At 54.4% G+C, this 26041-nt stretch carries 29 protein-coding genes; 27 read left to right on the forward strand and 2 right to left on the reverse strand.

Annotated elements, in window-relative coordinates:
* The first annotated feature begins 104 nt into the window (after positions 1–104).
* From EB241_RS11265 to EB241_RS11320, 12 genes are all read left to right on the forward strand, one after another.
* Complete coding sequence (locus tag EB241_RS11265; RefSeq protein ID WP_124233277.1) at positions 105–419, forward strand: integrative conjugative element protein, RAQPRD family; 315 nt, start codon at positions 105–107, stop codon at positions 417–419.
* The gene (locus EB241_RS11270) at positions 410–655 is read left to right on the forward strand and encodes a TIGR03758 family integrating conjugative element protein (protein WP_124233278.1); all 246 of its coding nucleotides are present in this window, start codon (positions 410–412) and stop codon (positions 653–655) included. Before EB241_RS11265 ends, EB241_RS11270 begins: the two co-directional genes overlap by 10 nt.
* 13 nt (positions 656–668) lie before the next feature.
* Positions 669–1034 (forward strand): TIGR03745 family integrating conjugative element membrane protein, encoded by a 366-nt coding sequence (locus EB241_RS11275; RefSeq protein ID WP_124233279.1) that lies wholly within the window; start codon positions 669–671, stop codon positions 1032–1034.
* Between the two features lie 9 nt (positions 1035–1043).
* The gene (locus EB241_RS11280; protein WP_124233280.1) at positions 1044–1418 is read left to right on the forward strand and encodes a TIGR03750 family conjugal transfer protein; all 375 of its coding nucleotides are present in this window, start codon (positions 1044–1046) and stop codon (positions 1416–1418) included.
* Entirely contained in the window at positions 1415–2074 is a 660-nt protein-coding gene (locus EB241_RS11285) for a PFL_4703 family integrating conjugative element protein (RefSeq protein WP_124233281.1), read from the forward strand. The genes EB241_RS11280 and EB241_RS11285 overlap by 4 nt, the downstream gene beginning before the upstream one ends.
* Positions 2071–2961, forward strand: coding sequence for a TIGR03749 family integrating conjugative element protein (locus EB241_RS11290; RefSeq protein WP_124233282.1), 891 nt, complete (start codon positions 2071–2073; stop codon positions 2959–2961). Before EB241_RS11285 ends, EB241_RS11290 begins: the two co-directional genes overlap by 4 nt.
* Entirely contained in the window at positions 2958–4490 is a 1533-nt protein-coding gene (locus EB241_RS11295; protein ID WP_124233283.1) for a TIGR03752 family integrating conjugative element protein, read from the forward strand. The genes EB241_RS11290 and EB241_RS11295 overlap by 4 nt, the downstream gene beginning before the upstream one ends.
* A gap of 11 nt (positions 4491–4501) precedes the next feature.
* Entirely contained in the window at positions 4502–4762 is a 261-nt protein-coding gene (locus EB241_RS11300) for a DUF7446 family protein (protein ID WP_233592591.1), read from the forward strand.
* Positions 4749–5153 (forward strand): TIGR03751 family conjugal transfer lipoprotein, encoded by a 405-nt coding sequence (locus EB241_RS11305; protein WP_124233285.1) that lies wholly within the window; start codon positions 4749–4751, stop codon positions 5151–5153. The genes EB241_RS11300 and EB241_RS11305 overlap by 14 nt, the downstream gene beginning before the upstream one ends.
* Positions 5153–7978: a conjugative transfer ATPase gene (locus tag EB241_RS11310; RefSeq protein WP_124233286.1), complete on the forward strand. Its 2826-nt coding sequence runs from the start codon at positions 5153–5155 to the stop codon at positions 7976–7978. The genes EB241_RS11305 and EB241_RS11310 overlap by 1 nt, the downstream gene beginning before the upstream one ends.
* Positions 7975–8379, forward strand: a complete 405-nt coding sequence (locus EB241_RS11315; RefSeq protein WP_124233287.1) for a hypothetical protein — start codon at positions 7975–7977, stop codon at positions 8377–8379. The genes EB241_RS11310 and EB241_RS11315 overlap by 4 nt, the downstream gene beginning before the upstream one ends.
* 97 nt (positions 8380–8476) lie before the next feature.
* Positions 8477–8959: a hypothetical protein gene (locus tag EB241_RS11320; protein ID WP_324128843.1), complete on the forward strand. Its 483-nt coding sequence runs from the start codon at positions 8477–8479 to the stop codon at positions 8957–8959.
* Here EB241_RS11320 and EB241_RS11325 read toward each other — a convergent pair.
* Positions 8956–9774, reverse strand: coding sequence for a DUF4225 domain-containing protein (locus tag EB241_RS11325; RefSeq protein WP_124233288.1), 819 nt, complete (start codon positions 9772–9774; stop codon positions 8956–8958). The two genes, EB241_RS11320 and EB241_RS11325, sit on opposite strands and share 4 nt — an antisense overlap.
* Positions 9775–10041: 267 nt before the next feature.
* Between EB241_RS11325 and EB241_RS11330 the strand changes: the two genes are divergently transcribed.
* The 10 genes from EB241_RS11330 (at position 10042) to EB241_RS11375 (ending at position 20417) form a co-directional block, all read left to right on the forward strand.
* Positions 10042–10440, forward strand: a complete 399-nt coding sequence (locus tag EB241_RS11330) for a CesT family type III secretion system chaperone (protein WP_124233289.1) — start codon at positions 10042–10044, stop codon at positions 10438–10440.
* Between the two features lie 11 nt (positions 10441–10451).
* Positions 10452–11123: a type III effector gene (locus EB241_RS11335; protein WP_124233290.1), complete on the forward strand. Its 672-nt coding sequence runs from the start codon at positions 10452–10454 to the stop codon at positions 11121–11123.
* Positions 11124–11234: 111 nt separating this feature from the next.
* A complete protein-coding gene (locus EB241_RS11340) occupies positions 11235–12458 on the forward strand; it encodes a hypothetical protein (protein WP_233592592.1) in 1224 nt (407 codons plus the stop codon).
* Between the two features lie 195 nt (positions 12459–12653).
* A complete protein-coding gene (locus EB241_RS11345) occupies positions 12654–12914 on the forward strand; it encodes a hypothetical protein (protein ID WP_124233291.1) in 261 nt (86 codons plus the stop codon).
* A gap of 277 nt (positions 12915–13191) precedes the next feature.
* Positions 13192–15573 (forward strand): ATP-binding protein, encoded by a 2382-nt coding sequence (locus EB241_RS11350; protein ID WP_124233292.1) that lies wholly within the window; start codon positions 13192–13194, stop codon positions 15571–15573.
* A 170-nt stretch (positions 15574–15743) separates the two neighbouring features.
* Complete coding sequence (locus EB241_RS11355) at positions 15744–16148, forward strand: TIGR03757 family integrating conjugative element protein (RefSeq protein ID WP_124233293.1); 405 nt, start codon at positions 15744–15746, stop codon at positions 16146–16148.
* Positions 16145–17116, forward strand: coding sequence for a TIGR03756 family integrating conjugative element protein (locus tag EB241_RS11360; RefSeq protein WP_124233294.1), 972 nt, complete (start codon positions 16145–16147; stop codon positions 17114–17116). The genes EB241_RS11355 and EB241_RS11360 overlap by 4 nt, the downstream gene beginning before the upstream one ends.
* An 11-nt stretch (positions 17117–17127) precedes the next feature.
* Entirely contained in the window at positions 17128–18546 is a 1419-nt protein-coding gene (locus EB241_RS11365; RefSeq protein WP_124233295.1) for an integrating conjugative element protein, read from the forward strand.
* A gap of 1 nt (position 18547) precedes the next feature.
* Complete coding sequence (locus EB241_RS11370) at positions 18548–18883, forward strand: hypothetical protein (protein WP_124233296.1); 336 nt, start codon at positions 18548–18550, stop codon at positions 18881–18883.
* A 10-nt stretch (positions 18884–18893) separates the two neighbouring features.
* A complete protein-coding gene (locus EB241_RS11375; RefSeq protein ID WP_124233456.1) occupies positions 18894–20417 on the forward strand; it encodes a conjugal transfer protein TraG N-terminal domain-containing protein in 1524 nt (507 codons plus the stop codon).
* A gap of 37 nt (positions 20418–20454) precedes the next feature.
* Here the strand turns inward: EB241_RS11375 and EB241_RS11380 are convergent, their stop codons facing one another.
* Positions 20455–20742, reverse strand: a complete 288-nt coding sequence (locus EB241_RS11380; protein WP_124233297.1) for a hypothetical protein — start codon at positions 20740–20742, stop codon at positions 20455–20457.
* 414 nt (positions 20743–21156) lie between these two features.
* Here EB241_RS11380 and EB241_RS11385 point away from each other — a divergent pair, with 414 nt between their 5' ends.
* From EB241_RS11385 to EB241_RS11405, 5 genes are all read left to right on the forward strand, one after another.
* Positions 21157–22167 carry a hypothetical protein gene (locus tag EB241_RS11385; protein ID WP_233592593.1) on the forward strand — a complete coding sequence of 337 codons (1011 nt, stop codon included), beginning with the start codon at positions 21157–21159 and terminating at the stop codon, positions 22165–22167.
* A gap of 982 nt (positions 22168–23149) precedes the next feature.
* The gene (locus EB241_RS11390; RefSeq protein WP_124233298.1) at positions 23150–24061 is read left to right on the forward strand and encodes an integrase domain-containing protein; all 912 of its coding nucleotides are present in this window, start codon (positions 23150–23152) and stop codon (positions 24059–24061) included.
* A gap of 792 nt (positions 24062–24853) precedes the next feature.
* Positions 24854–25159 carry a hypothetical protein gene (locus EB241_RS11395; RefSeq protein WP_124233299.1) on the forward strand — a complete coding sequence of 102 codons (306 nt, stop codon included), beginning with the start codon at positions 24854–24856 and terminating at the stop codon, positions 25157–25159.
* Positions 25160–25255: 96 nt separating this feature from the next.
* Positions 25256–25651, forward strand: coding sequence for a hypothetical protein (locus EB241_RS11400; protein ID WP_124233300.1), 396 nt, complete (start codon positions 25256–25258; stop codon positions 25649–25651).
* Between the two features lie 75 nt (positions 25652–25726).
* Complete coding sequence (locus EB241_RS11405; protein ID WP_034933308.1) at positions 25727–26035, forward strand: hypothetical protein; 309 nt, start codon at positions 25727–25729, stop codon at positions 26033–26035.
* Positions 26036–26041 lie beyond the last annotated feature (6 nt).

Raw genomic sequence — 26041 nt, forward strand, 5'->3', positions numbered from 1 at the left:
CATAATACCCGTTTATCTTCATTCCCCCATAAACAATTTCCTGCTGTAACCTCTGCCGCTATGCGTCACTCTGCCGACCACCAGTTATCCGGGAGAGCCGCAGAATGCGTCATGTTAAACCCCTTATTATCCTGCTGATGGCCGCGCTGCCCGCCTTGCAGTGTCAGGCGTCAGAGAAAGACGAGCTGGCACTGGTGATGCGTCAGCTCGATCAGGTCCAGGCGGGACTCGATCGCGCCCGCGTGGTGGCGAACCAGAATCAGGATGCCCGCTTTTATTTCGACTATCAGCAGGCCACGCATGACATCGCCGCCATGAGGCAGGGTATCGCCACTTATCTGGAACCCTCGCGGGCGCAGCCGGCTGCACCTTCGTCCGTCTCCGGGCGTTACCGCACCGAGGAACCGGCATGGCGATGAATGATTCTCAGGTCTCCGGATGGAGTGCGGGCACCGGCAGCGGTCTGACCCCCGCGCAGCTCAATATCCTGATCCTGGGCACCCTGGCCGTAGTCATGCTGCTGTTCAGTGCCTGGGCGCTGGTGCACGCCTATCGCGGCCTGCCCACCAAAGCCGTCACGTTCCGGCAGTTCAACGAGCTGCTTATCCGTCTCATTGTGCTCTGGCTTCTGACCCTCTTTCTCTTTTTCCACTGATAAGGATACCGCGATGAAACCCTTTTTTATCTGGCTCCGGCACGCCGTCTGCCAGTACCCAAAACGCCTGCTGCTGACCGGATTGCTGTTCGCCGGAAAAGCGCTGGCCGATTTGCCGGCCGTTGAACAGCCCACCACTGGTGGCGGAGGTGGGACCTACTCGACATTTATGGGCTACATCAAAATGGGCGGCCTGGCATTGGGACTGATTGTCAGCGCGGGCGCTTTTCTGTCCGTGGCCCATGCCGTTATTACCGCGTTCCACGATATCCGCAAAGGGAAGGCGGCCTGGACGGATTTTATTCTTTATCTGGTGGTCGGTATTGGCCTCATTCTGGTGGTGATTTATCTGGCCACCAAGGCTGCGGACATCATTTAAGGAGCGCCGATGGCCGTCATTGATTTTCTTCCTGACCGACTGAATAACCCGCCGGTGGTCTTTAAAGGGTTTACCGCCGGGGAATTTTTGCTGGCGGCTGTCGTCGGAATAGTTGCCGGTATTCCGCTGGCGGTGCCGCTGGCGCTGGTGCCGTTTCTCGGCTGGCTGGCCTTTCCCACCTGCATGCTGCTGATGCCGCTTGTGGTTATTTTTCTGGGAGGTGGCTGGATAGCCAGCTACAAGCGCGGCAAGCCGGAAAATTACATCTGGCAGCGGCTTGAGGCGTTGCGCTGCCGAGCCGGGCTGTCCCGCGCACTGATTATGCACAGCCGCGCCTGGGAAATGAAACGAACCCGGCCGGTGACGCGGGGAGGTGACGCATGAGCCGCTTTCGCAATGGCATGACCGCCCGCGATAATCATATCTTTTCACTGCGCATTGCCTGCCTGCTGCTGTTTCTGGGGCTGCTTATCACCTCGCTGGGCTGGATGCGTGCACCCTCGACGCTGACCATTCACAACCCGCCTGATTTGCGTTCCGGCAGCACCCGTGCGTGGTGGGTTATCCCGCCGTCCACCGTTTACAGCTTTGGGTTTTATATTTTCCAGCAGCTGAATGCGTGGCCGCACAACGGCGATGTGGATTACACGGCCAAAATTGCCCAGATGAACCCGTACCTGACGCCCGCCTGCTTGGATTTTCTCAATAAAGATGCGGAGATGCGTAAAAACACCGGGGAACTCCGCGATCGCGTGCGGGTGGTCTATGAGATACCCCGCCGGGGCTACGGCGCGAACAGCGTCAGAGTCATTGATAACGACAACTGGGTGGTCCGGCTGGACCTGGTGGCCGATGAGTACGTCCACAGCGAACTGGTGAAGCGGGCGATGGTTCGCTACCCGCTGAAGGTGGTGCGCTGGGAGGGCGATCCGGAACGTAACCCGTTCGGACTGGCGCTGGACTGTTATGACAGCACGCCGCAGCGGCTGGAAGCAGCCTCCCTGCCGGAGCCGGAGAAAACGTCAGGAGCAAAACCGTGAGGATCAGCATACTGATAGCGCCAGCCCTGCTGCTGGCATCCGTTGCGGCTCAGGCCGTTGAGCTGATGAAGTGGGAGCGTATTCCGTTGCAGATCCCGCTTGTCGTCGGGCAGGAACGCATCGTCTTCGTGAATAAGAACGTGCGCGTCGGTTTTCCGCCCTCGCTGAATGACCTGCTGCGTATTCAGAGCACCGGCGGTGTGGTGTATCTCGATGCGAAATCGGCGTTTCCGGTCACCCGTATTGAGCTGCAAAACAAGGAGAACGGCGAAATCATTCTTCTGGACGTCTCGGCAGCGACGGGGAAAACCACCCCGGAGCCGGTGAAGATCGTCTATGACGGTGAGGTGGCCACCGCCTCCGCCAGTGACAGGCAGACGGTGAGCGGTGATGGCGACAGCGCCGGCCGTCAGTCGGCGCAGAGTGACAGCACGCCCGCCAGCCGCAAACCGCCAAAGCTTAACGCGCCGTTGCCGGTGGTGCTGACCCGCTATGCGGCGCAGAGTCTTTACGGGCCGCTGCGCACCGTCGAAGCGGTGCCCGGTATCAGCCCGGTGTCGCTGAAGCTCCCGTCTGACCTCACCACAGTTATGCCATCCGAGCCGGTGACGCTGACGCCAGTGGCGGCGTGGAGCCTTCAGGGTAGCAGCGTGGTGGCCTTACAGGTACGTAATCGCTCTGCTGAGAAGGTCGTTCTTGACCCGCGTGTTATTGAAGGTCAGTTCACCACCGCCACCTTTCAGCACCGCTGGCTGGGGCGAGCCGGTACGCCGGAGGACACCTCTGTACTTTATCTGGTCACCTCCGGGCGACCGGAGAGCGCATTTATTGCCGAACCGTCGGTGGAAAGACCGACCGGTAAACACGCCCGACAGGAGAAGAAATAATGAAGCCTTCCTCCAACCTGTTTGTAAAAGTCGCGGTGCCGGTGCTGCTGGCCGGGACCGTGGTGGTGGCCGTTAAGTCCTGTTCGGGTAAGGAAAACCAGAGCAGCCAGACGCAGAAAGCCTCCGGCGGCACGCTGAAAGACCTGACGCCGGAAGACCTGCGCACGCTGGGCGTTGAGGGCGACACGCCGCAGGATACCCTGCGCACCATTGTCGGTAACTTTCGCCGCGTGCAGGAGCGCCTTAACTCCCTTGAAGGTGACAATAAAAAGCTCAGCGATGAGAACAGAGCGCTGAAAACCACCAACGGCAACGTCGACACACAGATAAGTCAGGCGGTCAGCACCGCACGTAATGAAGAAGCGCAGAAACGCTCACAACTCAGCAGTCAGGTCGCGGAGCTTGGCTCTCAGGTGAATCGACTGATGAACCAGATGCAGCAAAAAAACGCCGGCGGCGACACCACGTCATCCACGAAAAACGGCGGGCCGGGCGGTGATATCCCGGTGGGGCTGGGGTATGACGGTGGCCAGAACGGCGCGTCGTCCGCAATGGCTTCGGACGGCCTGCAATGGGTGGAGCCAAAGGACGGCGTGGCCACCGATTCCGGCGGAAAGCCGGTGACGGACACTAACAAAAACAACGCCACCGGCTTTGCCTTCGCCACGTCGTTCGATAAGGCCGCCGATGCCACACAGCAGGCGGCGGCTAAAACCACAACGGCCGCGCAGAACGCCATGAATGAGGCGGAGAAGAATACCGATCCGGTTTACACCCTGCCGGAGAACGCGACGCTGGTTGGCAGCCGGGCGATGACCGCGCTGCTGGGACGTATTCCGATCGACGGCAAGGTCACTGACCCTTATCCGTTTAAAGTCCTTATCGGTAAGGACAACCTCACTGCCAACGGCATTGAGCTGCCTGACGTGCAGGGCGCTGTGGTGTCCGGCACCGCCACCGGCGACTGGACGCTCTCCTGCGTACGCGGCTCCATCACCAGTATCACCTTTGTCTTTACCGACGGGACGGTACGCACCCTGCCGTCGCCCAACGGGCAGAACGGCGGGGGGAGTCAGGGTGCACAGGGCAGCAGTAACAGCGGCAGTAATAATGCCGGTATCGGCTGGCTGTCTGACGATAACGGTATTCCGTGTATCTCCGGCACGCGCAAAAGCAATGCCTCCACGTATCTGCCCACTATTGCCGGCCTGGCCGCTGCCACGTCAGCCGGCGACGCGCTGGCCGCGAATCAGAACACCAACCAGACCAACGGCTACGGCGGCGTGACCTCCAGCCTGACCGGGGACGCAGGCCAGGCGGTGCTGGGTAAGGCATTTGCCGGGGGGATGCGTGAAACCGTGGACTGGGTAAAAGCCCGCTACGGCCAGACCTTCGACGCCATTTACGTACCACCGGGCCAGAAGGTGGCGCTGCACATTACCCGCCAGCTGGCCATCGATTATGAAGAGAAGGGCCGCAAGGTGAAATACGACTTCAGCCTGGCCGGCAGCGGCACGGGCATGGACTGATGAGGACCGCAATGCACAACGAAAACCCTGAATACCGCGTCGCTTACACGCCGCTCAGTGGCCGACTTTATGCCGGTTTCGTCCGGCGGGATAACGGCAAATGGGAAGGCAAGCCGCATGACGTCACCGACTGGGCGATGCTGGCGGTCGGTCTCAAGCTGTCACGGGAGGGCAATGATATCCTCTTTCCGCTCCCGGACGACCGCTGGCTCAGAATTTCTGCGTTTTATTGTGACGCTGAAGGTGCGGAGGTGCCATATGAACAGGTTTAAAACGTTGGCCGCTGTCCTGCTGGCGGTAACGCTTACCGGATGCAGCACCTCCAAAGATGAAATGCTGCCGCCGGGCGACAGCAGCATGCTGGATATGTGGAATGACGGCGCGTCGGTCACGCACACCACCACGGAGAGCCGTGCCACATTGCGCAGACCCGTTTCCGACGGTGAACGGGTGATTTCTCAGCAGACCCGTGAGAGCTACAGCCGCACCCAGGAAAATGAAATTCAGCAGACCTTTCCCCGGCTGCCCAACCCGGACATGGTGATGTACGTCTTTCCGCATCTGGCAGATGGCAGTACCCCGGTGCCCGGCTACAGCACTGTGTTTCCCTTTTACAGCCAGGTGCAGTACGCGCTCCCCGGTGAACGCACGGAGGATCTGTGATGACGTTTTCACTGTTTCGACGCCGCTCACGCTCGCAGGACCCGCATCAGCACGGTGACGGGCCGTTTTCGGTGAACGGCCATGAGCCACTGACCCGGGAAGGCAGGGTGACCCGCGCCGATGAGGCAAGGCTGTACGACACCGCACCCTCAATCATCGATCATATCCCCTGGGGGGAGTATCTGCCGGAACACCAGTGCATTCTGCTGGATGACGGCGTGTCGGTGGGTGCGGTTTATGAAATCACCCCGGTCGGCACCGAAGGCCGTCCCGCTTCCAGGCTGGATGAAATCCGCGACGTAATGGAGAACGCCCTTCAGGACAGCCTGCCGGAGCTGGATTCCCACCAGTGGGTGGTACAGTTTTTTTGTCAGGATGAGTCCGATCTGACCGCGTACATGGACCGGGTGCGCGGCTATGTTAAACCCCGTGCGCTGGGGACTGCGTTTACCCACGCCTGGCTGGACGAGCAGGCGCGTCATCTGAAAAACGTCGCCGTTGAGCAGGGGCTGTTTCTGGATGATGCCGTCACCGGTGCCCCGTGGCGCGGACAAATCCGTCGCACCCGGATGGTGATTTACCGCTGGGTGGAGACGCCTTACCGCGATCCGATGGCACCGGAGGTGATGCTCAAGCAGGTCTGCGACAGGCTGACCTCGGCGATGAGCGGGGCCGGTATCCGCAGCGAACGGCAGAACGGTGAACAGATCCACAGCTGGCTGCTGCGCTGGTTTAATCCCTCGCCGACGTGGGTTGATAAAGCCACCCTGTACCGCTGCGCCCGGCACAGCGACGACGCGCCCGGCGAGCTGCCGCTGCTTAATGATTTCAGTGAAAGTCTGTGGTTTACCCGGCCCCGCAGCGATGCGGAAAACGGGGTGTGGTGGTTTGATAAGGTGGCGCACAGGGCGGTGCCGGTGGCCCGCCTGCGTAATGCTCCCTCTACCGGGCATCTGACCGGCGAGGTCCGGCGTGGCGATAACATCAACGCCATCATGGACCTGCTGCCGGAGGGCACGGTGCTGACCATGACGCTGCTTATTCAGCCGCAGGACAAATTAGAGGAAAATTTTGCCCGCCTGAGCCGGGATTCAATGGGGGAGAACGTGGACTCGCTGCGTGCGCGTGAGGACGCGGCCACGGCCCGCACGTACCTCGGCAACAAGCATAAGCTTTACAGAGCGTCACTGACCCTGCTGATTAAGGCGCGGGACCTGCCGACGCTGGACAGGCGCTATCTGGATCTCAGCAGCAAACTGCTTAACTGCGGGCTGGAACCGGTCAACCCGGAACATGACGTTGGCCCGCTCAGCAGCTACCTTCGTGCGCTGCCGATGTGCTTTAACCCGGAGAAGGATCGCCATAACTGGTACACCCGCCTGATGTTTGTGCAGCATTTTGCCTGCCTGGCACCGGTTTACGGGCGCGATATCGGGACGGGCAATCCGGGATTCACCTTTTTCAATCGCGGCGGCGGACCGCTCTCCGTTGACCCTCTCAACAAGAACGACAGGACCCAGAACGCCCACAAGCTGCTGTTTGGCCCCACCGGGGCCGGTAAGTCGGCCACGGCGCTGTGTGAGCTGGCGCAGATGATGGCCATCTACCGGCCGCGCATCTTCCTGCTGGAGGCCGGTAACAGCTTCGGGCTGTTTGGCGACTACTGCGCCTCGCTGGGCCTGACGGTCCACCGGGTGAGCATCAAGCCGGGTAAAGTCATCTCGCTCGCGCCGTTTGCCGACTCGCACCTGCTGATGCGGGTCAGACCGGATGTGCTGATGGTCAGCGAAGAGGATCTGCCGGATATTGATGAGGACGGGGGCGATGACGACGATAAGGATGAAGAACGTGACGTGCTGGGCGAAATGGAAATTGCGGCCCGCCTGATGATTACCGGCGGTGAAGCTGCGGAGGAGGGGAGGATGACCCGCGCCGACCGGGGCATGATCCGCGAGGCGATTATGATTGCCGCCCGTCAGGTGCATGAGGAGAACCGGCAGATGCTGCCGGAAGATCTGATGTTTGCGTTACAGAACATTGCCCGTGACGTCAGCATCGGGGAGGATGGTCGTGAGAAACGGACCGCCGCCCGGCGGGCGCGTGCGGAGGAAATGTCCGAAGCGCTGCGCATGTTTACCGAAGGGTTTGAGGGGGAGCTGTTCAACCGTCCCGGCACGCCGTGGCCGGAAGCGGACGTGACCATTGTCGATCTGGGTACGCTGGCCCGCGAAGGCTACGAGGCTCAGATGGCGGTGGCCGTGATTTCCCTGCTGAACACCATCAATAATATCGCCGAACGCGAGCAGTACAGCGATCGCGACACCATCGTGCCCATCGATGAGGCGCACATCGTCACCGCCAATCCGCTGCTGGGTCCCTATGCCACCAAAATTGTGAAAATGTGGCGTAAGCTCGGTGCGTGGCTGTGGCTGTTTACGCAGAACCTGGCCGACTTTCCCGATACGGCGAAAAAAATGCTGAACATGGCGGAGTGGTGGATCTGTCTGGTGATGCCGCCGGATGAGGTGGAGCAGATTGCCCGTTTTAAAACGCTGACCGACGAGCAGAAAACCATGCTGCTGTCGGCCACCAAACTCCCGAGGAAGTATACCGAAGGGGTGATCCTCTCGCGTAAGGTACAGTCGCTCTTTCGTGCCGTGCCGCCCAGTCTCTATCTGGCGCTGGGGATGACGGAGAAAGAGGAAAAAGCCGAACGGCGTGAGATCATGAATCAGATGCACTGTAGCGAACTGGAGGCGGCGTTCCACGTAGCACGCCGACTGGATGAGAGCCGTGGTCTGCATACTGAACAGGGGACAGCATGAAAAAACTGATTATGGAACCGCCGTCGGTCGTCCCTGACAGGGCGCTGATTGCCACCGTCATCTTTACTGTTCCCCCGCATGGGCTGGCGTCAGTTGGCGAGTCTGACAGCGTGGCGCTGGGACAACTCCGGGAGGAAATACTCAACAGAATGGAAAAACCGGTGCTGCTGTCAGCGTACCCACACCGGGTGGGGCGTCGCAGCTGTCTGGCGGTGCATCTGGAAGACAGCAGGGGCAGAACGCTGGATATTCTCATCACCGTCACCGGCAATACGCTGTGGCCGGGAGAAGGCGAGTTCAGGACCGGTATTCGCTGGAATATCTGCGTACCGGATGCCACCGATATGCTGTGGGTGCTGAAGGAGATTGACCGGGTGGCCTGCGGCGCGGTGTGCAGTTAAACGGGCCTGTGGGTTATGCGGGCAGCGCAGTTTGCTGCCTGCGTAAGCCGCAGGTTGCGGGGGCGGGCGGCACAGAGCCCGCGACAGAAGGACCTTTTTGCCACGCTTGTATGTGGCATTTTATCGTGATGTGCCGGCGGATTTCTGGTATACCTTCGCAGGTGATGCGTTAATTTCGCCTGCAAGTCATGGCGATAAAGATGCTCGAACTGATAAAGTATTACTGATACATGTGTTGGATAGTTATGAAAAAGGATACAAGACAATGAATGTCAGTGAAGAGGCATTACTCAAGTCCGGTTTTAACTCCTCAGACCTTCGTAAAATAAAAAATAATATTGAAAGTTACGGTGGAAAATTAGGAGAAGCTGTACAGGATCTGGCTAACAAATTCAGGGTGCTGATTTGGATTTCTTCGGCATGCACACTCGTTTTTATCTTTCTTTTATTATTTGCCTCTGAACCAACGATTGTAGGGGGAGGATTGTCTTTATTGATTGCTGTGATAATTGTAACTTTTATTCAACCGCCAGTACTGGCCTGGAAATCGTGGCGATACTGGCGATTTAACCGGGTTTAGTCCGATTGATTATCCACACTCAGTAAATCAAATACGACCTTTGCTTTCACGCCATAGCCTACAATTTTCATCGTTAATTTAGGGCGGCTCATCGTATCGACCTTACGGAAATAGTCTCGGGGTAACCACTTGAACAAGCGCCATGCTCCGGCTTTTCTTGCAAGGCCAAAGATACTGTAAACACTGGCGCTGAGTGTGGTTGCATTATAAAAAGCCAGTCCTGATTCTGGCCTGAATCCCATAAATGCCGCAACTTCCATAGACCCGTCTGCAAATATACCCTCTGTTTTATTTTTCTCACTATAAAGTCGTGGAATGATTTCTTTCGAAATTCCATTGACACCATCCATGACAAGTATCGCACCTGCAAGCACCCCTAAAGGTGTCATTGTCGAAATCATCACAGCACCGCCAATGATAGTCATTCCTGATACAACGACATGTACAGCAGAAATAACATACCCAACAATTTTGTTGTTTTCTTTGATAAATTCAACCTTCGCGTAAAGCTTTGCCGCTCTCATTCGCAGCAACCGGCTCTGCTCATAAAGGTTATCCTGCTCGGCACGCAGCGCGGAAATGCAGGCAATGCACTCCTCGTCTGATTTGGCCTTACGGGCAAGCGCGAACTGCTGCTCGACGACGTTTTTAATTTCCCGGCAAAACTTTATCCGGGTCAGGCCGTCAGACAGATGAAAGGCTGAAAGCTGGCTGGCCAGATTGACCAGCTTGCGGGCTTCCATATTGACCATTGTTTCAGCCCAGGCTCTGTTCCTGCCGCCCGACTGCATTATTGACAGTAATGCCGAATCCATAGCGTTTTCTCCTTATTTCAGAATGATGAGGTATTAATTTTATGTTCGGGGAAGCCCTTATAGTACGTTTCCGTTCCGTTGGACTTCAAACCCCGATTAAGGGGATCCCCTGAGCGAGATGCGTCTTGTAAGCAGAGTCTTTGAAATGTAAGACCTTTCAGTAATACAAAAGGCGACCTCGTCACGAACTCTGCAACAGAGCCAAAAATATTGATGGAACTAAATATGTTGTTATGGCCACCCAGCATCACCAGATAGAGGTATTTCATGAAGAAGAATTCGTTTGACCATCTAATTGATGGGCTTGCAAGTGAATATCGTATGCCCAGTTTTCCTGAAAAAAAAAATGAGCACGAAATTTACTACTTTTCGTTTGAGATCGGCGTATCAATAAAGATATATCAAGATGAGTTTCGATGGGTGTATTTTGTTGCCGAAATTGGTCAGGTCGTCGAAACTAATGCCGATACAATGGGACGAATGCTACACTTCAACAGTTTCAGTTTTAAAAAACCATTTCTTACACTAGGTTTGAGTAGGGGAGACGTCGGAGAACTACATGGGCGCGTTCCTTTGGTAGAAGTTGACAGTGTCGAAATGCGAAAAATCTTTGAGAATTTGCTAAGTGTGGCAGTCGAAATTAAAAAGTCATTCAATTTCAAGTGATAGGTGTATTTATGGGTAATATTTGTGGGACTTCTGGATCCCATTATGTGTATAGTCCGCCAGTTAGCCCTCGAAATGTATCTGGTTCATCAACACCAGTATACAGTGCAGGTGGCCAAGCTCTAACCTCAGCATCTCATCTTTCCGAAGAGGCACGGGAAGATTTTCTTTCACGTGCTGCAGCGGAAGTATATCACGATAGTAGGCTCTGGCACGGCACTTCGGGAAGCTATTTGCAAGATCTCAGAGATAATGGGTTTCAGCGGAGGCGTTCAGGTGCTGTAGACGCAACTCTCCGGGCTGGCTACGAATTAAACCCGGATGTCGTGAAAAATACGGAAAAGCATAATTATTTTACTAGTTATCCGGTATCTGCAAAAAAATATGCTCATAGAACAGATCCAGACAACCCCGTTCTCGTTAGAACTATAGGCATAAAGAACAACTTTCCAATTGAGCTGGATCCTGACAGTAAAGGCCCTGATGGAGAAATTTTTCCGTATAATTGCAGGACAACCTCATCCATTCCGTCAAAGTTTGTAGTTGGATCAAAACATAGCGCGCCAAAAGATGATGCCAAAGTTTTTAAAAAGGAAATGGGCGAAGCGGGCTATGATGTCTCTCTCAAGCAAGCGGGACGATTACTGCGGGAAGTGCAGTCAGATTCTGACGACGACTTCTGAGGGCCTTAACTGTAGCGCGTGCGTAAAATATAGCGACAGTCCAGTTTCTGCGTTGGAGGCCGTACGCCTGCGAACTCCAGTATTGTAGTTGGTCGGCCGTAGGAAATTAAAATGTTTAAGGTAAATACTTTTAATAGATCTCATTATCTTGCTAAGACCGGGGATGAAGAGCAGGTTCAAAATAACGTTCCCGGTACTTCTCGGCTCGTAATTGGGCCGCCATCGTCAGAGGAGCCAGAAGCTTCGGCCCATAAAAACAGTTCTTTTACTGGCTCAAGACCAGCTTTTTATGCAAGCCAGACGATGGTCGAGGCTATTCCGCGAACGAGCATTCCTCCATCATTACCAAAACGGTACCAAGGCTTTAATCGCATTTGTCAGTCATTACGTCATATTGCAACTTCTGTAAACTGGGGCATGATAGGCCTTAAATCGTTGAGACCTATCGAAGTTCAAGCATCTGTTATTAATGGAAAGCTGCATGTCTCTTCAAATTTCCACAGTGAGCACATTCAGGAATCATTGCATTTTGCTTTAACGAGAGATACAGAACACCCAATCCCCTATCCGGTAAATAGAGGATCTAAAGCGCAGGTTGAGGAAAGCAGAAATAGGCGCCATGTCGTAAAACTTAAGGAAGATTTCCTTAACCAAGATAGGTTTGAGGTATTGAAGCAGAATACTGTTTCCGAGATAGCCAGAGGTTTGGGTTGCCCAGTCGAGAATAACCTCTCACGTCAGGAGCTCTCTGAGCAAGCTATTGCTGCGCTGCATATTTTGCAGAAGGTGATTCGGGCTGCCTCGCAGTCGAATCCGTCATTCGAAAACTTGATTATTCATCCTCCATTCAGAGATGCAAGTCTTGATGGAATATTACCCGATGGGATCAATCAAACCATGCATGCAGAGCAGAACATTCAGAAGGCTTTGGCGGGCGATAAAGAATGCCAGTATCAAGAGCTAATAGCAAAGCTTGGACTGCAAGAGGGAAAGCATATAATTGTTCCTATTGCTGGAAAGTATGTGCCTTGCGCAGCATGCTCTGAAGTTGAAAGCGAGGCTAAGGGGCCGGATGGATTATTCGATCCTAAAAGCGAAAAGTTTGTACTGCATAGATCAACTCAGCGCATCGGGATGGCTTTTTGGGATGAGGTGCAACATATTGCCATCGAAGGTCTCGATGCTGATCAAGGAAAAGCGCTTGCCAAAGGTATTGCTATCAGAGATCGTTTTTATGAAAATCCTGAAAAATTACAGGCTTCGCATCGAGAGATGGTGGAGGATTATTCGTTTGATACAGATAGTGCCTCTTCTGAGGATGATTCCATCCTATAAGGGGTTGTAAGCGGAAAGCCGCCAGAATTGAGCCTGACAGTAATTCTGTGTAACTGCTATCGTATTAAAGGTGATCGTTCAGACGATCATCGAACTTAACAATAAAACGGCTCATTGCCAGCCGCGGTCGAAGCTGGACGTTTGTGGGTGTTGAGTTTCACACTTATCAGTCGCAGATGTGGTTCCCGGGCAGTCATGAAACGTGCCCCCCCCCCCCCCCCGAAAACACATTGCCATCAGCTGGGGGAGGCAACATTTTTAGACAGCCTGGGCACGGTTTATCGGCTGGCTCACGAATGTGTGCACCTGCTGGCTCTGGCTCCTGATGCCATCCCGCTACATTGTGCGATAGAGCCTGCGTTTAACCAAATGATGGCGGACAGCTTCGCCAGGGCCGGGCTGAATGCTCCACCGGCTTTGGTTACCGCGCTGCTGGTCAGCTTTCCGCAGGGTTAAACGCCCTGCGCCTATTCTGGCTCTGATTAAGGTAAGAACATCATTCAAAGAGATGTCGGAAAGAACAGAAATATCCTGCACTACCTGTTTTCCTCTTCGCCACAGGCCCTTTTTTCCCCAAGCATTCTGCCAGCGTATCTCTCAATTCCATCACATGCCACCACGGCCATTCTCACTGTTGCGAGGATTCTTTCATAATTGCGGTCACAGTTCTTTATATAACCGCAGACACATATCCTGAAAATAGCGTCGGAATCCCCCACAACGGAGTCTTTCCATGCGCTGTCCCTTTGAACTTGACCCTCAGATTATCCATCACATCATTTACAGTCAGGCCGGTTCCGTCGGCAAGGCGGTTATCGAACTTATCATGAACAGCGTCGATGCCGGTGCCAAACAGGTGAGCGTTGAGATCACCGCTGAAGGCTTTGTCTGCCGTGACGATGGCCGGGGCTTTGCCTCCCATGAGGATGTGAAACGCTATTTTGGCCGGTTTGGCACGCCACATCAGGAGGGGGATGCCACCTATGGCCGCTTCCGGCTGGGCCGGGGCCAGATTATGGCCCATGCCCGCACGCTGTGGGGTTCAAACCTCTGGCAGATGTCGGTGGACACACGGGAAATGGGCTACCACTACGATCTTGATGAGCTGACGACCGCCGTGCCTGGCTGCTCAGTGAGAGGTGAATGGTACGAGCCGCTGAGCAGCCAGGAGCGCCTCTCCTGCCTCCAGGAAATTCGTGACCTGGTGCGTTACACGCCGGTCACCGTCAGCCTGAACGGGGCGGTTATCACCCGTCAGCCGGCGCTGGAAAAATGGGACGCGGAAGACGATGAGGCATGGTACCGCCTGCGTGAGGAGGGTGCCGTGGCCATCTACAATCAGGGGGTGCTGGTCCGCCACGACCCCGGGCATCAGTGGGGCGTCGGCGGGCTTATCGTCAGCAAAAAGCCCCTCGCGCTTAACGTCTCACGTACTGAAATTCTGCGCAAAAACTGCCCGGTATGGAAGTTCATCGCGGCCCGGTTTGCTGTGATGGCGGGTGCGTTCACAGGTACGCAGGGCAGCCACCGTAAAACAGAGTCACGTCGGGAAAAATCAGCACGCCAGCTGCTGGCCGGGGAGGGCGATCTTCAGGCACTGTTCAACGGTGAGGAGGTGATCACCCTGCTGCCGGGCAGGCAGCACGTTACGCTGGATGCCTTATTACGCCGTTGTCGCCGCGTCTTATCAGCGGATGAAGAGTGGGGTTTCACCCTGGCGCGTTCTGCACGCGACGTACCCCGTGGTGAACTGATTGCGCGTGCCGGCATTGCGCCGGTACTGCATCCCGTCACCCTGACCCGCTTTGGCTGCTATGAAGAAGACGAGTTTATGGCCTGCCTGAGCCGTATCCGCAGTAACCTGCTGGCGTATCGCGAAGGGCTGACGCGGTCTGAACGCTGGGGCAGTGGCTGGCACGCTGACGTCGTGCTGATTGATTTCGCCACGCTGAGTGAAAACTTCATCGACCGCACCCTGCTCGTCACTGAAAAACGTCTGGACAAAGAAACCCGGCGGGCCTGGACGGCGTTACGCTGGTGCCTGAATCACTATGCCGCGCTGTGTTCCGGTGCAGAAAAGACCTGGCAGGCGTATACGCATGGGGGGACGCGCTTTCAGATCCTGCTGGGTGAGTCCACCACCTCAGAGGCCTGGACCGACGGTGAGACCTATATCGCCTTTAATATCGATATCGTCCGTCGCCTGAAAACGGACCCGTTACTCACCGCCAGCAGGCTGTTCAGCCTGACGGAGCATGAGGTGGCCCATCAGGGCGACAGCCTGGACTGTGGCCACGATGAGGCTTTTTATCAGCGGTTTCATGATATCAGCACGCTTCACGCATCCGAGCGTCAGCGTTATCTCCACGTCTGGCTGATGAAATACACCACCAGTCTGGAGGCCGAAGGAAAACGCGCGGCCGGGTCCGCATGGCGGGAGCGTTATCTGACCGAGCGGGCCAGCACCGGTCGGGAGAAGAAAGGTCTGCCCGGCATGATCAGCGACGAGGGTATGGCGAAGGCGCTGAGTGAACCGGACGAACCTGAAGACAGCGCCCGTCTGGCTTTACTCAATGTGAAGCTGACGGGCGCTGATATCGCCGCGCCCGCCGAACCGGACTGGGAACGGGTGGTGAAAGAGGGGATTGAGCGGGCGCTGAAACAACAGACGGAGCAGACACAACAGCGTCAGATCCATGAGAGAGAATGGGAGGCGTACATGTGCGAGCTGGATTCACAGGAGGCGGAAATGGCAGAAGCGGGTCCGCCGCCTGATGATGACGAAATGGATGAGATGGTGGAGGAACAGCGCGCACGCTATCTCACGTTACTCCCCGGCGCGACCGCCGGGCTGCTGACGGATTACGTTGTCTGGTACCTGATTTACAGCACGACCACGGAGGAAGAGGAGCTGGATGCGTGGGCGCGACGGACCTGGCAGCAGAAAGGGTCGTACCGTCCGGCGGCGGAGCCTGAACAGCTTCCCGAACGCTGGAAGCCGCTGGCCCGCGAGGGCGAAACCCGCTGGAGCCTGGAGCGTAACGCGGCGGCGGCCGGGTTTTTTGACGTCGATGACTACCTGCAATGGCGACAGGACGGCGGCACCGTGGCGTGACGGTGCAAAAACGCCGTTCTCTCACCCGGCCAGAGGGGGCGTTTTGCAGGTTCTGTCAACCACACGGTGGTCACGGATTAATCTTCCGTTTCCGGCTCAGAGTTAATTGCTGAACCCGTCACCGCCTGAGCGCACCCTGAGCAGAATTCTCACTCAGGGAGCGTTTCACTATGCGGTTATTCCCATGCCTTGCAGCATTATTTTTCTCCACCGGCGTCAGCGCCGGCACGGTGATTTACACCGACAGCGCCCACCCCGTGGCGGGTGACCTCCCTGCGGACGTGTCGGTCACCCTGCTCGATGCCCCGGACCACCTTCAGACGCAGCTCTTTGGCCCACTTCCCGCCGACCCGGCGCAGGCTGAACGGCAGGCGAGGGCGGTGGTGGCTTCCCCGGACTTTACGCAAAATCAGCAGGCGCTGGCCGGCGCGTATGCCGGCGTGGTTCACGCCTGGTCACTGGGGCTGGAAAAATATCCGGCGGTGGTCTTCGACGACAGATGGGTGGTATACGGCACCACCGATGTCGCCGTGGCCACGCGGCAGCTGACGGTCTGGCGGGAGAGTCACCCATGAACATGGCCCTTGCACGCCCGCGCCGTCTGACGCTCGCCGCGCTGTTTGCCTGCACCGGCACGCTGGCCAGCGTCAATACCGCCGGGCTGCTCTCCAGCGCCGTCAGCCCGGACTGCATCAGCTGGCGCATCAGCGGCATCTGCTACTGGCTGTTCTGTACGCCGGTGGGCTGCACGGTCAGAACCTCTGTAAAGGTGACACATTTTATCCCCGAAGCGGTGGTGTCCGCGTATCTGAGTCCGGGTGCCAATCCGTGGACGGAGATATCGGTGGTTAGCAGCACGGCAGACGGCGCGGAGAGTGCGCTCGTGGGTGTGGCTGCGGGCGTGTCCACCGGCGGCGGCCGGCAGGAGATGAAGATACCGGGCACGCGCAAGCAGAACCTGCATTTCTACTATGGTGATGCCTGGGGGCATCCGGCGACAAAACTCATCGGCGGCATGGTACCCGGCTACTCGTGCAGCAGCGCGGCCACGCCCTTTATGCCGTACTTTGCCAGCGGCCTGGATGCGCTGACCTGGCGCACCGACGTACCGGAAGCGCTTTATCCGGAGGCGCTGGTTCCCGGCAACCGGGAAGTGGGCAGCACGGCTGTCGGCAACATGTGGGGCAACGTTTATCCCCGCAGCGGCTTTGTCACCCAGACCGACGGCTACAAAGCCGCCGCCGTGGTGGTGCAGCGGGTTGCCGACATCATCACCCGTCAGGGCCAGCCTCACGTTTACAGCCCGCTGACCGGTCAGCGTTCGGCGGGCTACTGGCCACCAGACCCGGTGCAGGAAAACACCGGCACACAAAACCACAAATGGCAGCGCCTTTCACCGCAGCTATCTCAGAGCTGTGCGGTCTTCCCTGATGCAGGCGGAGAGAACGCCGAAGACGGCAACTACGCCTGGGCGCTCTGGCAGCCTTACAGCTGCTGCAAACGACGCGGCCAGACCTTCCTTTACAGCTTTGACTTCTCCTGAGGATATTTTCCATGACACGGCACTCTTTTCGGCGTTTTTACCCGGCACCTTTCGCCCTGCTTATCCTGCTCTCCCTTCCTGCCATCGCCCTGGACACGTCGCTTTCGTCTGGCGGCGCGGCGGTGAGCGGTGCGGTCAATGACGGCCTGTTCTACTCCATCGGCGGCGGATCGGTTATTTCCCCGCCGGCCAGCCGCAGCAACATGTCCCGTCTGGGCCTGAACGGCGGCTGGAGCAGTGACCTGATGTGCGGCAACTTCGACCTGAAAACCACCGTCGGCAATCAGCTTAACGGCGTCACCAGCGGCTTTAAGGACCTGATGGGCAACGTCATTCAGGGCGCGACCGGTGCGGTGATGAGTATGCCGGCGATGGCCATTCAGCGCGCCAATCCGGGGCTGTATGAAATGCTGACCAACGGGGTACTTCAGGCGGGCCTGAACTTTGATAAGGCGCAGCTCAACTGCCAGAACATGTCGAAAAAGCTGGCTGATTACACGATGGGCAGCAGATGGCAGCAGGCGGCGGTGGCCGAAGAGTACAAGGATATCGTTGCCTCCAGCGACGGAGACGCCGTCTCCGGCGACCAGAAGCTGAACAAAGCCACCGGTGAGGAGGGGGTCACCTGGGTGGGTGGCCAGAAGCGCGGTGGCAAGGGGCAGCAGGCCATACAGCCGACCCGTGACCTGGCAAAAGCCGGTTTCAATATGATGAACAGCCTGCCGGTCACCAGCGGCAGCAGTGTCGGCACCGACAGCTGCAACGGCACCGTCTGCCAGCGCTGGAAAACTTCCGATGACGCCGCCGCGGCGGTGGTGAAGGTGCTGGGCGACCGCTCGATACGCACCTGCCGGGAAACCAGCGAATGTACCAGTGGCGGAACCGATAACCAGCCGGGCAGTGCGGTGGCCGGCACCGGTTTTTCTCCGGTACTGGAGGATGGGACAAAAACCAACCTGGAGCAGCTCGCCAGGCTGGTCAATGGTCAGCTCCAGCCCACCACGGACAACCTGGCCGGGCTGAAGACCGGCAGTCTGGTGGTGACCCGTGGCGTTATCCAGTCGCTGCGCGATGACCCCGACAAAGCCGCACTGGTTCAGCGACTGGCCGGCGAGCTGGCGATGTCCGATACGGTGGAAACCGCGCTGACCATGCGCCGGATGCTGACCACCGGCGAGTCTGAACCCAACGCGGCCGAACAGCCTGAAGCGATTGCCGAGGGCGACCGCCGCGTGGATGCGCTTGACCGCGAGCTGAACGCGCTGCGCAACGAGATGGAGCTGCGCAAATCCATCAGCAGCAACAGCCTGCTGACCACGCTGGCGCGTCAGGGCGCGCGTAATCAGGATAACCAGATGCAGCAGAAAACCGGCAGTCAGGACCAGGGCTTCAGCCAGATGGGCCAGACATCATCTTCAGGAGCGAACTGATATGACGCTGAACCTCAAAGGCCGCGCCGCTCGCGTGGCCGTCCTTACCTTATCTGTGCTACTGCTGTCGGCGGGGATGTTTGCCGTAGCGTCGGTGTTTATGGCGTATGACCCGGACGGACATCTGACGCGCGACTGGCTGCATAACAGCCGCTGGAGTCTGTTCGCCTGGCGGCTGACGCTTTATACCGGCATGGCCGTCGTCTGGCTGCACAGAATGCGTCCACGGGTGGTACGCCGCTGGCCGCAGGCCCGGCCACGCCTGCCGCGCACCGAAGCGCTGGCGGTCCTGTTTATTCTGGCCACGGAGTACGTGGCCTGGTCCGGTGTGGCCTGAGGGGAAGATGATGACCGCTAACAGCTTTCTGGAGTATTTTCTCGTTCTCTTTGGCTGGGTGATGAATAATGCGATGTGGAGCATTCTCAGCAGCACCGGTCTGTTTGCGCTGCCGCTGGTGTTTAAGGTGCTGGGCGTCTGGCTGAAGGTGCGGGAAGAGGGCGCGGACGAGGGCAACAAGGGGATGCTGGCACTGCCTCGCATTGAGCACGCCATCTACGTCTCCTTTCTTGTGATGCTGTTCTGCTGCATCCCGCTGCTGCCGGTGGATATCAGCACCATTAAATTTGACAGCTCGCGGGCGAAACAGTGCGGCGTCAGCGTACCCACGCCGCAGAACTCCGGTTACAAGGGGCTGGTAAATGATTTTGACGGCCGCACTGCGGAGGTGCCGGTCTGGTGGTACCTGCTGCACATGATGTCGAAAGGCACCACGCAGGCGATGATTGCGTCTATCCCCTGCGGCACGCAGCTGCGCCAGATGCGCTTTGACGTCCAGAACACGAAGCTGCGTGATCCGGTGTTGCTTCAGGAGGTGCAGGACTTTGCTGACCAGTGCTACTCGCGGGCCTACTTCCGGCTGAAGAACAGCAACAGCCAGCTGAGCGATGCGACCATCAACTCGGTGGGCTGGATAGGCAGCGATTATTTTCTCAACACTTCCGGCTATTACGATTACTACACGTCGATGACGCCGCGCAGCCAGTGGCCGTATGACAGCGCCCGCGACAGCGGGTATCCGGATACCGGTCAGGGCGGTTATCCCACCTGCAAAACCTGGTGGTCGGACGGCTCATCCGGACTGCGACAGCGGGTGCTGGCCAGCTTCAGCGAGGACACCCGTAAGGAGATGCAGCGCCAGTTCCCGGGGACGCAGTGGGAAACCCTGGCGTTGCAGTGGCTGGTCAGCCCGCGCAATGCCGGGTTATCCGGCGAGGGTACAACCTATGCGGTGGGCAGCGCGGATAACGCGACCGGCGTGGTGGGCAATCTTAGCCGGCTGACGTCCACTCTCGGTCTGGGGCTAAAGCAGATAGAGGCGCTGCCTGGTTTTGATGCGTTGAAACAGGCGCTGCCAATGATACAGGCGCTGTTACAGATGATGATTATCACGGTTATCCCGGTACTGATGATGTTCAGCGCCTATGAGCTGAAAACCATCGTCACCATCTCTTTCGCGCTGTTTGCCCTTCAGTTCATCACCTTCTGGTGGGAGTTGGCGGGCTGGCTGGATGACTGGCTAATCACTATTCTGTATGACAATATGGCGGAGCAGGGGATTGCTAACAGTTCCATCCCCTTTGCCGGTTTTTTCAGTTCAACATCTGATGGCTGGGTGATGAACCTGGTACTGGGGATGATGTATGTGGTTTTTCCTTCGTTCTGGATAGGGATGTTAAGTTGGGCTGGTGTTAAAATCGGGGGAGTAATTGATTCTGCAATGGCCTCTGCTTCAAAAATGCCACAACAGGCTGGTAATGAAGGAGGTAAAGCGGCGGTGGATGCTGTCAAAAGCGTAGCTAAGAAAGTTTAAAGATATTAGGTTAGCCAGCTCGCACGACGGAGCTGGCTTAGTCTTTCATGCCATTCCTGTAATAACCGTAACCTTGGGAACCATGCTTGTAACCATTGGATTCACTACTTTCATATACTTCATCAATTTGATTTTGTTTTTTGTTATCGGGTAAATGGGATGCCATTAAGACCCCAGCCTTTACGACACCGAAAGCCACATCAATAGTGCCCAGCAAGACATTACGCCCTAACTCTTTAAAATCAGCCTTCTTCATCCTGAACTTACTTTTTTTACGTGAGCAAATCTCCGCCACATCTTTTGGGTCAAAGCCGTTTCCGCTCATATCGCTACCTGTGAAGTTTTGTAGTTGTAGGTATGCACTTCTATCGAATGTTACTGATGATTTTCTAATGTATTAAGGTTACTGGAAACCGTAGGTGTTGGCAACTTTTTGTACTCTCTTTAGTTGGTGAGGTTAAGGATAAAGGTGCTCAGGCTGCTTCGTATGTCAGACATAGTGAGAAAAATATTATTTGCAAGATTGTTTAATAAAAATTAAGTTTTTTGCACTCAGTTTCTTAAACAGGTAAATAATGTGCTTATCAAATTTCTTACCCCTTACCTTCTTTTTTGTTACAGCGCGGCTTACAGCATACTCCAGACACTCGATGGAATAGGATTAGCCTCAACGATACGATACGAGAACAATAGTGCCAGTCCCTTTGCAACGATGATATTTGCTCCAGAGGAAAAGGTCATGATTATGCTGCCAGTGATAATCATAAGTATGGTCGTTATTATCTTTCTTCTTCTCGCCGCTGCATATTTTTTATGGAAAATCACCGGGGTGATTATCTGTGCCATTATTTTGATATTGCCTGGTTTGCTTGCGATATCAGGATATTTTCCGGCTATCAGGTGGCTTCCTTATCGATATAATATTGGCGGGGCTGGAGAGGTGGGTAGTCCGGCAGGTATAAGCTGCCTGTTTATAGCAGGAATACTTACAGGTTGGGCTTTTTTTATATTGATTCAGAAAGCTTTTCGTGCAGGCGAACGTTTCAGAACGGTGTTTGATATTTTTCTTATCCTTACTGCCGCAGTAAATGGAATATTCTGGGTGCATGATAAAGAGATTAGTTCAATTCAGTCTGCTCATCAGGAAACTAGCATGAATATTAATTCATCAAGTGCCTATTTATTAAAACAGGTAGAATACTATGATGAACAGTGTAGAAACGGTGTTGTTAAGAATGTGCTTTCCTGCCAGTGGGCATCAGATATTCAGGGAAAGCTTAATGATTATACTTACCAGCTCCCATCTGTTTTTATGCAATTCACACCTGATACTGTTGTTGGTTTATATAAAACATATAACATGTCAGATTCTCAGGCTGAGAAAATACGCGAGGAGTTAAATGAATATAATCTGCGAATGTGTCCTGAAAAGCAGTTAGGGCAGGGCGTTACTCAATTAGCACCACCATCAAGGCTCTGTCAGGAAACACCCATTCAGTATTGTGATGCTATCATTGAAAACAAATACAGTCATACTGCTCGGGGAGAAGTGGCACTAGCGAGTGAATGTGTTTTTTCATCAATGTTAAGGAATAAAAAGATCCTGAGTAAGCAGGGTACTGAACTCAGTGAATCATCCCAAAACAGTAATTTTCGTTGGCTGTGGTTTATACTTCTCTCTGTTCTTCTGGGCGGAAAAGTTGCCACGCTAATGTATAAAATACGAGAGTCATCGTCTGTTAAAGTGTAATTTTACGTAAGAGAATTATTTACTTATCAGAGGATATTGCTGCCAGGGTAATATCCTTATTTACGTTACAGAACCTCTATGCTTCATCTCATTACCTAAAAATTCATATCCCCCTTGAAAAAGGATCGCTGTCCGATCTACTATCCTACGCGTTGTACCGTTGCAATAAGCAACATGCCAATGTCCCGGCAATCTGAGAGGGACGCCTTCGGGTGATTGCATGCCAAAGTTGTCAAAACCTGAGAGACGACGCCTTCGGGCGGTAAACCCGTTAGCCTTTGAAAATGGGGATCGCGTTAACTGCGATAAAGGATTTAACTTCACTATCAGCCTGCTTTCGCAGCGCTTCTTTACGGACCAGTCAGGTCTGTTTCACTTCGTTTCGTCCCGAATACTGACGACTGCATTCGATGCAAACTTTGCGACGTGGGTATGACCATTTGGAACATTTGGGCATCTTCCACGACGGCATTGTAAGCAGAAGAACGCGGCGTCACTTGCGTGCGAACGAAGTGAACACCAAGTGACGCCGCAAAGCGGCATACGTCAACACCACGTAATACGTGCTTTCAAACGCGATTTTAAGGATGGTTTCACGGGAATCACCTAATCGCCTCGTTTAATACGTCTCTGTTTTGCGTCCGTTTTCACGGACGTCCGCAAAACGCAAATCTTAACTAATGACTTTTTCAAGTCTTAACTACATGAAATAAGGAGAAAATCGTCCAGGTACTGAGGCGTTCGTCTTAATCAGACGAACGGGGAGCAACAAACCGTCGCACAGAGTGCTAAACGGGCTCCTGCAACAACTCAACTCAGCCTCGCCATGCTACACAGTACCTGACGGCCATGATGGCAAACTAACCGACACGCATGGACGTCTGACCAACGTACTGGTCATGCCAGCCAGTCTTTCTGCCGGTGACCGCTCACCAGTGGTTCGCGTCAGAAGGACTTTGCATTGATGAGGATAAGAGAGCTTATGAAGCACAAAAGTACGCGATCAAAAATTGAGGGGTTCAGGAAAGAATTTATTTCTTTCGCCAGAAAAGGAGCGGGCGGTTATGCCACCATTGCCGACCGGCAGCGTATTGGACGATATTTTCTGGATCACCTGAAAAATTCAGGTATAAAACTTCGCAGCGTGGATGCACTTAAAGTTCGCTACGTTGAGAGTTATATTGATTATCGTAAAAGCCTTAATCTGAGCCATCGTACTCTTCAGAATGAAATGTCGGTATTACGCAGCATTTTCAGCGCTGCCGGAAAACATCGCCTGGCCGATCCGGAAAATGAACGGCTCAGCAATAAAGCATTGGGTATCTCAGGCGTAAACCGCGACGGAACCAAAACGGCTCTTACACTGGATGAGTTTTCGAAAGCCTTCAATGAAATTGAAAAACAGGACCGTGGTGTTGCGGCAACAATGCGGCTTGCCTATACCTTTGGCCTGCGTACAAAAGAAGCCATTGAAGCCTGTAAATCATTATCCACATGGAAACGAGCGGTGGAGAATGGCGATAAATCAATTCGGGTTGTTTTCGGGACAAAAGGGGGGCGACCAAGAGACACCACGATTATTAATCGTGATGAGGCATTTCGCGCAATTCTTTATGCTGAAAAAGAGGCTAAAGAGCGTAATGGCCGATTTATTGATAAACCAGGTATTCACCAGGCGATCAACCGTTATCGTTATTTTGTCAGAAAGGCCGGGCTGACGGGAGAAAAAGCACCGCACAGTATGCGCTATAACTTTGCCCGCGAATTATCGGACTACCATAAACGTCAGGGATACAATGAAAAAGAGGTTATGGCGATGATCTCAATGGATTTGGGGCATGGGGATGGACGTGGACGTTACATTAAACAGGTTTATTATCGTAATGATGAGTAGTCATAAATATGCGTCACTATGACAGTTACCACGACGACACTTTGATAAGACTTATATAATTCGTAATAGTCTGATATAGTCATTGCATGTATCTACTCTAATTTCTTAGATTGCGAGTAACAAAGACGGGTATGAGTACTTCAATAAATTCTTGAAAAATAGTTCGCGTGTATGGGTGCAATAGACAATATACAGTGGGTTAGAAAAAGATAAAATTTCAATTATCAGGATTGAGTAGCTACTTTTTTTGTAGTTACTTTTTCAAGAGGGAAAAAGTGTCAATCTCCGCTCTTTGCCCAAACCAGATCGTCAGATTTGATTATGTTTTACCTACAAAATCTGTCAGTTCCGGTCTTAGCTAACAAACTTTAGTTGATATTGAATGATCCACTTTATCTATAACAGGGGCTTGCTGAACGCCCCTGACTGTCGTAGCATAATTCTGCTAACCGTTGTCATCACGACAACTGCCAATGTTCCGGTGATTTGAGAGGAGCGCCTTCGGGTAATCACATGCTACATGCCAATGCCATCGTAACCTGAGAGATGGCGCTTTAGGGCGGTTTTAAATCTGTTAACCTTTGAAAACAGAGACCCATGTGGGTTAAGGTCCTTTCAACGCATTACTCCCTTTTTTATTAAAAATGCACTCATCCTCAGGATGCGTCTTCCGTGGTTCACACGTTTTACCTGCGTTTTCTGCAAAGAACGTTTGCTTACTCACTCACCCATGCGGGGATTTATCTCCCTGCGGAGTTAAATCCTTTTATTTTTTCTGAAGAGGATTTATCTATGAGCACATTGAAACTGTTATTAGTAAAAAATGGCAGTAATGAATGGCACCAAATGTGGAGCAAACTGGCAAAGCATCCATCGAACCGTGCACTTCCGGACCCGAGCGTTGCTAATAATTATGGTGAAGTCTGGCAGTACATGGAGACCGTGGAAAAACGTGTTCTGTGGTTTAAACGTTACATTCATTGTTTCCGGCATCGTCTTCACCCGGCCTGCGGTCGCTACATGACAATCAGTATCACTGCAAGCCACACCTTTAACCCGGACGATTCGGATGACGCTTTTTATCATCAGTTTGGTTAAGCATTGACTAATCGTTCAGTTTATTTACAACGTGCAACTTAACCCAAAGGGACACTGACCCTTTGGGGCTGGTTCCTTTTTTTGAGGAACCTGCTTATGCATTACACCAGAATCATCACGCCCGGTGCGTTTCACCGTAGCACCCGTTCTTTTCGTAAAGCCGTGGCGCTGACTGCTGAGACAGAGTCCGCACTCGTACTTATCAGCATTGAGAACAGATTCGGCGTGCCGGATACGGTCGATGCCGATCCTGTTGCGAAGGCTGACGGACTACCGGACAGGCTGACCCGTCTCAGATGGATTGCCCATACGATCGGATTTGCCACTGGTTCAGGCTGGTTTAACGTCGAATTCTTTGATACCTGGATTGTTGATCTCATTCTGCTGGGCGTGTCGATACACAGCCGGCACTGGAATGAAGCATTCAACCAGGGCGTATACAACGCGCACGATGCTGCGGCCGGACGCTTACACAGAACGGTTATTCACTGATTTACCCACCCGTGCGGGGATACCTCCCTGCTTATGCTGTGGGGGTTTCTCCGCATTTCAACTGAGGAGAAAACCATGAGCAGTATAATGCTTTCCATCGTTACCCGCATTGCACGCCGCTTCAGCCGTCTGGCAGAAGCCATGCGCCATCAGCAGGCGGAGTGGTTTACCAATCGTAACGGCCGGTGCAGCTTCCGGGCCGACGTTATCCCTTCAGACGGCAGATTTACCGCCGTGATTTCACAACGAACGGGTTACAGCTCGCGTGACTGGCAGTACCGGCGGCTGGCCGTTGCCGGCGAGTTCTCGTCTTCCCGAAAAGCATTACGGGCAGGACGGAGAATGGCTCAGCAAATGGCCGGACTGCGTTACCGCTTCGACTGATAACGC

It is taken from the genome of Erwinia psidii, from assembly GCF_003846135.1.
GTDB classification, from domain to species: domain Bacteria; phylum Pseudomonadota; class Gammaproteobacteria; order Enterobacterales; family Enterobacteriaceae; genus Erwinia; species Erwinia psidii.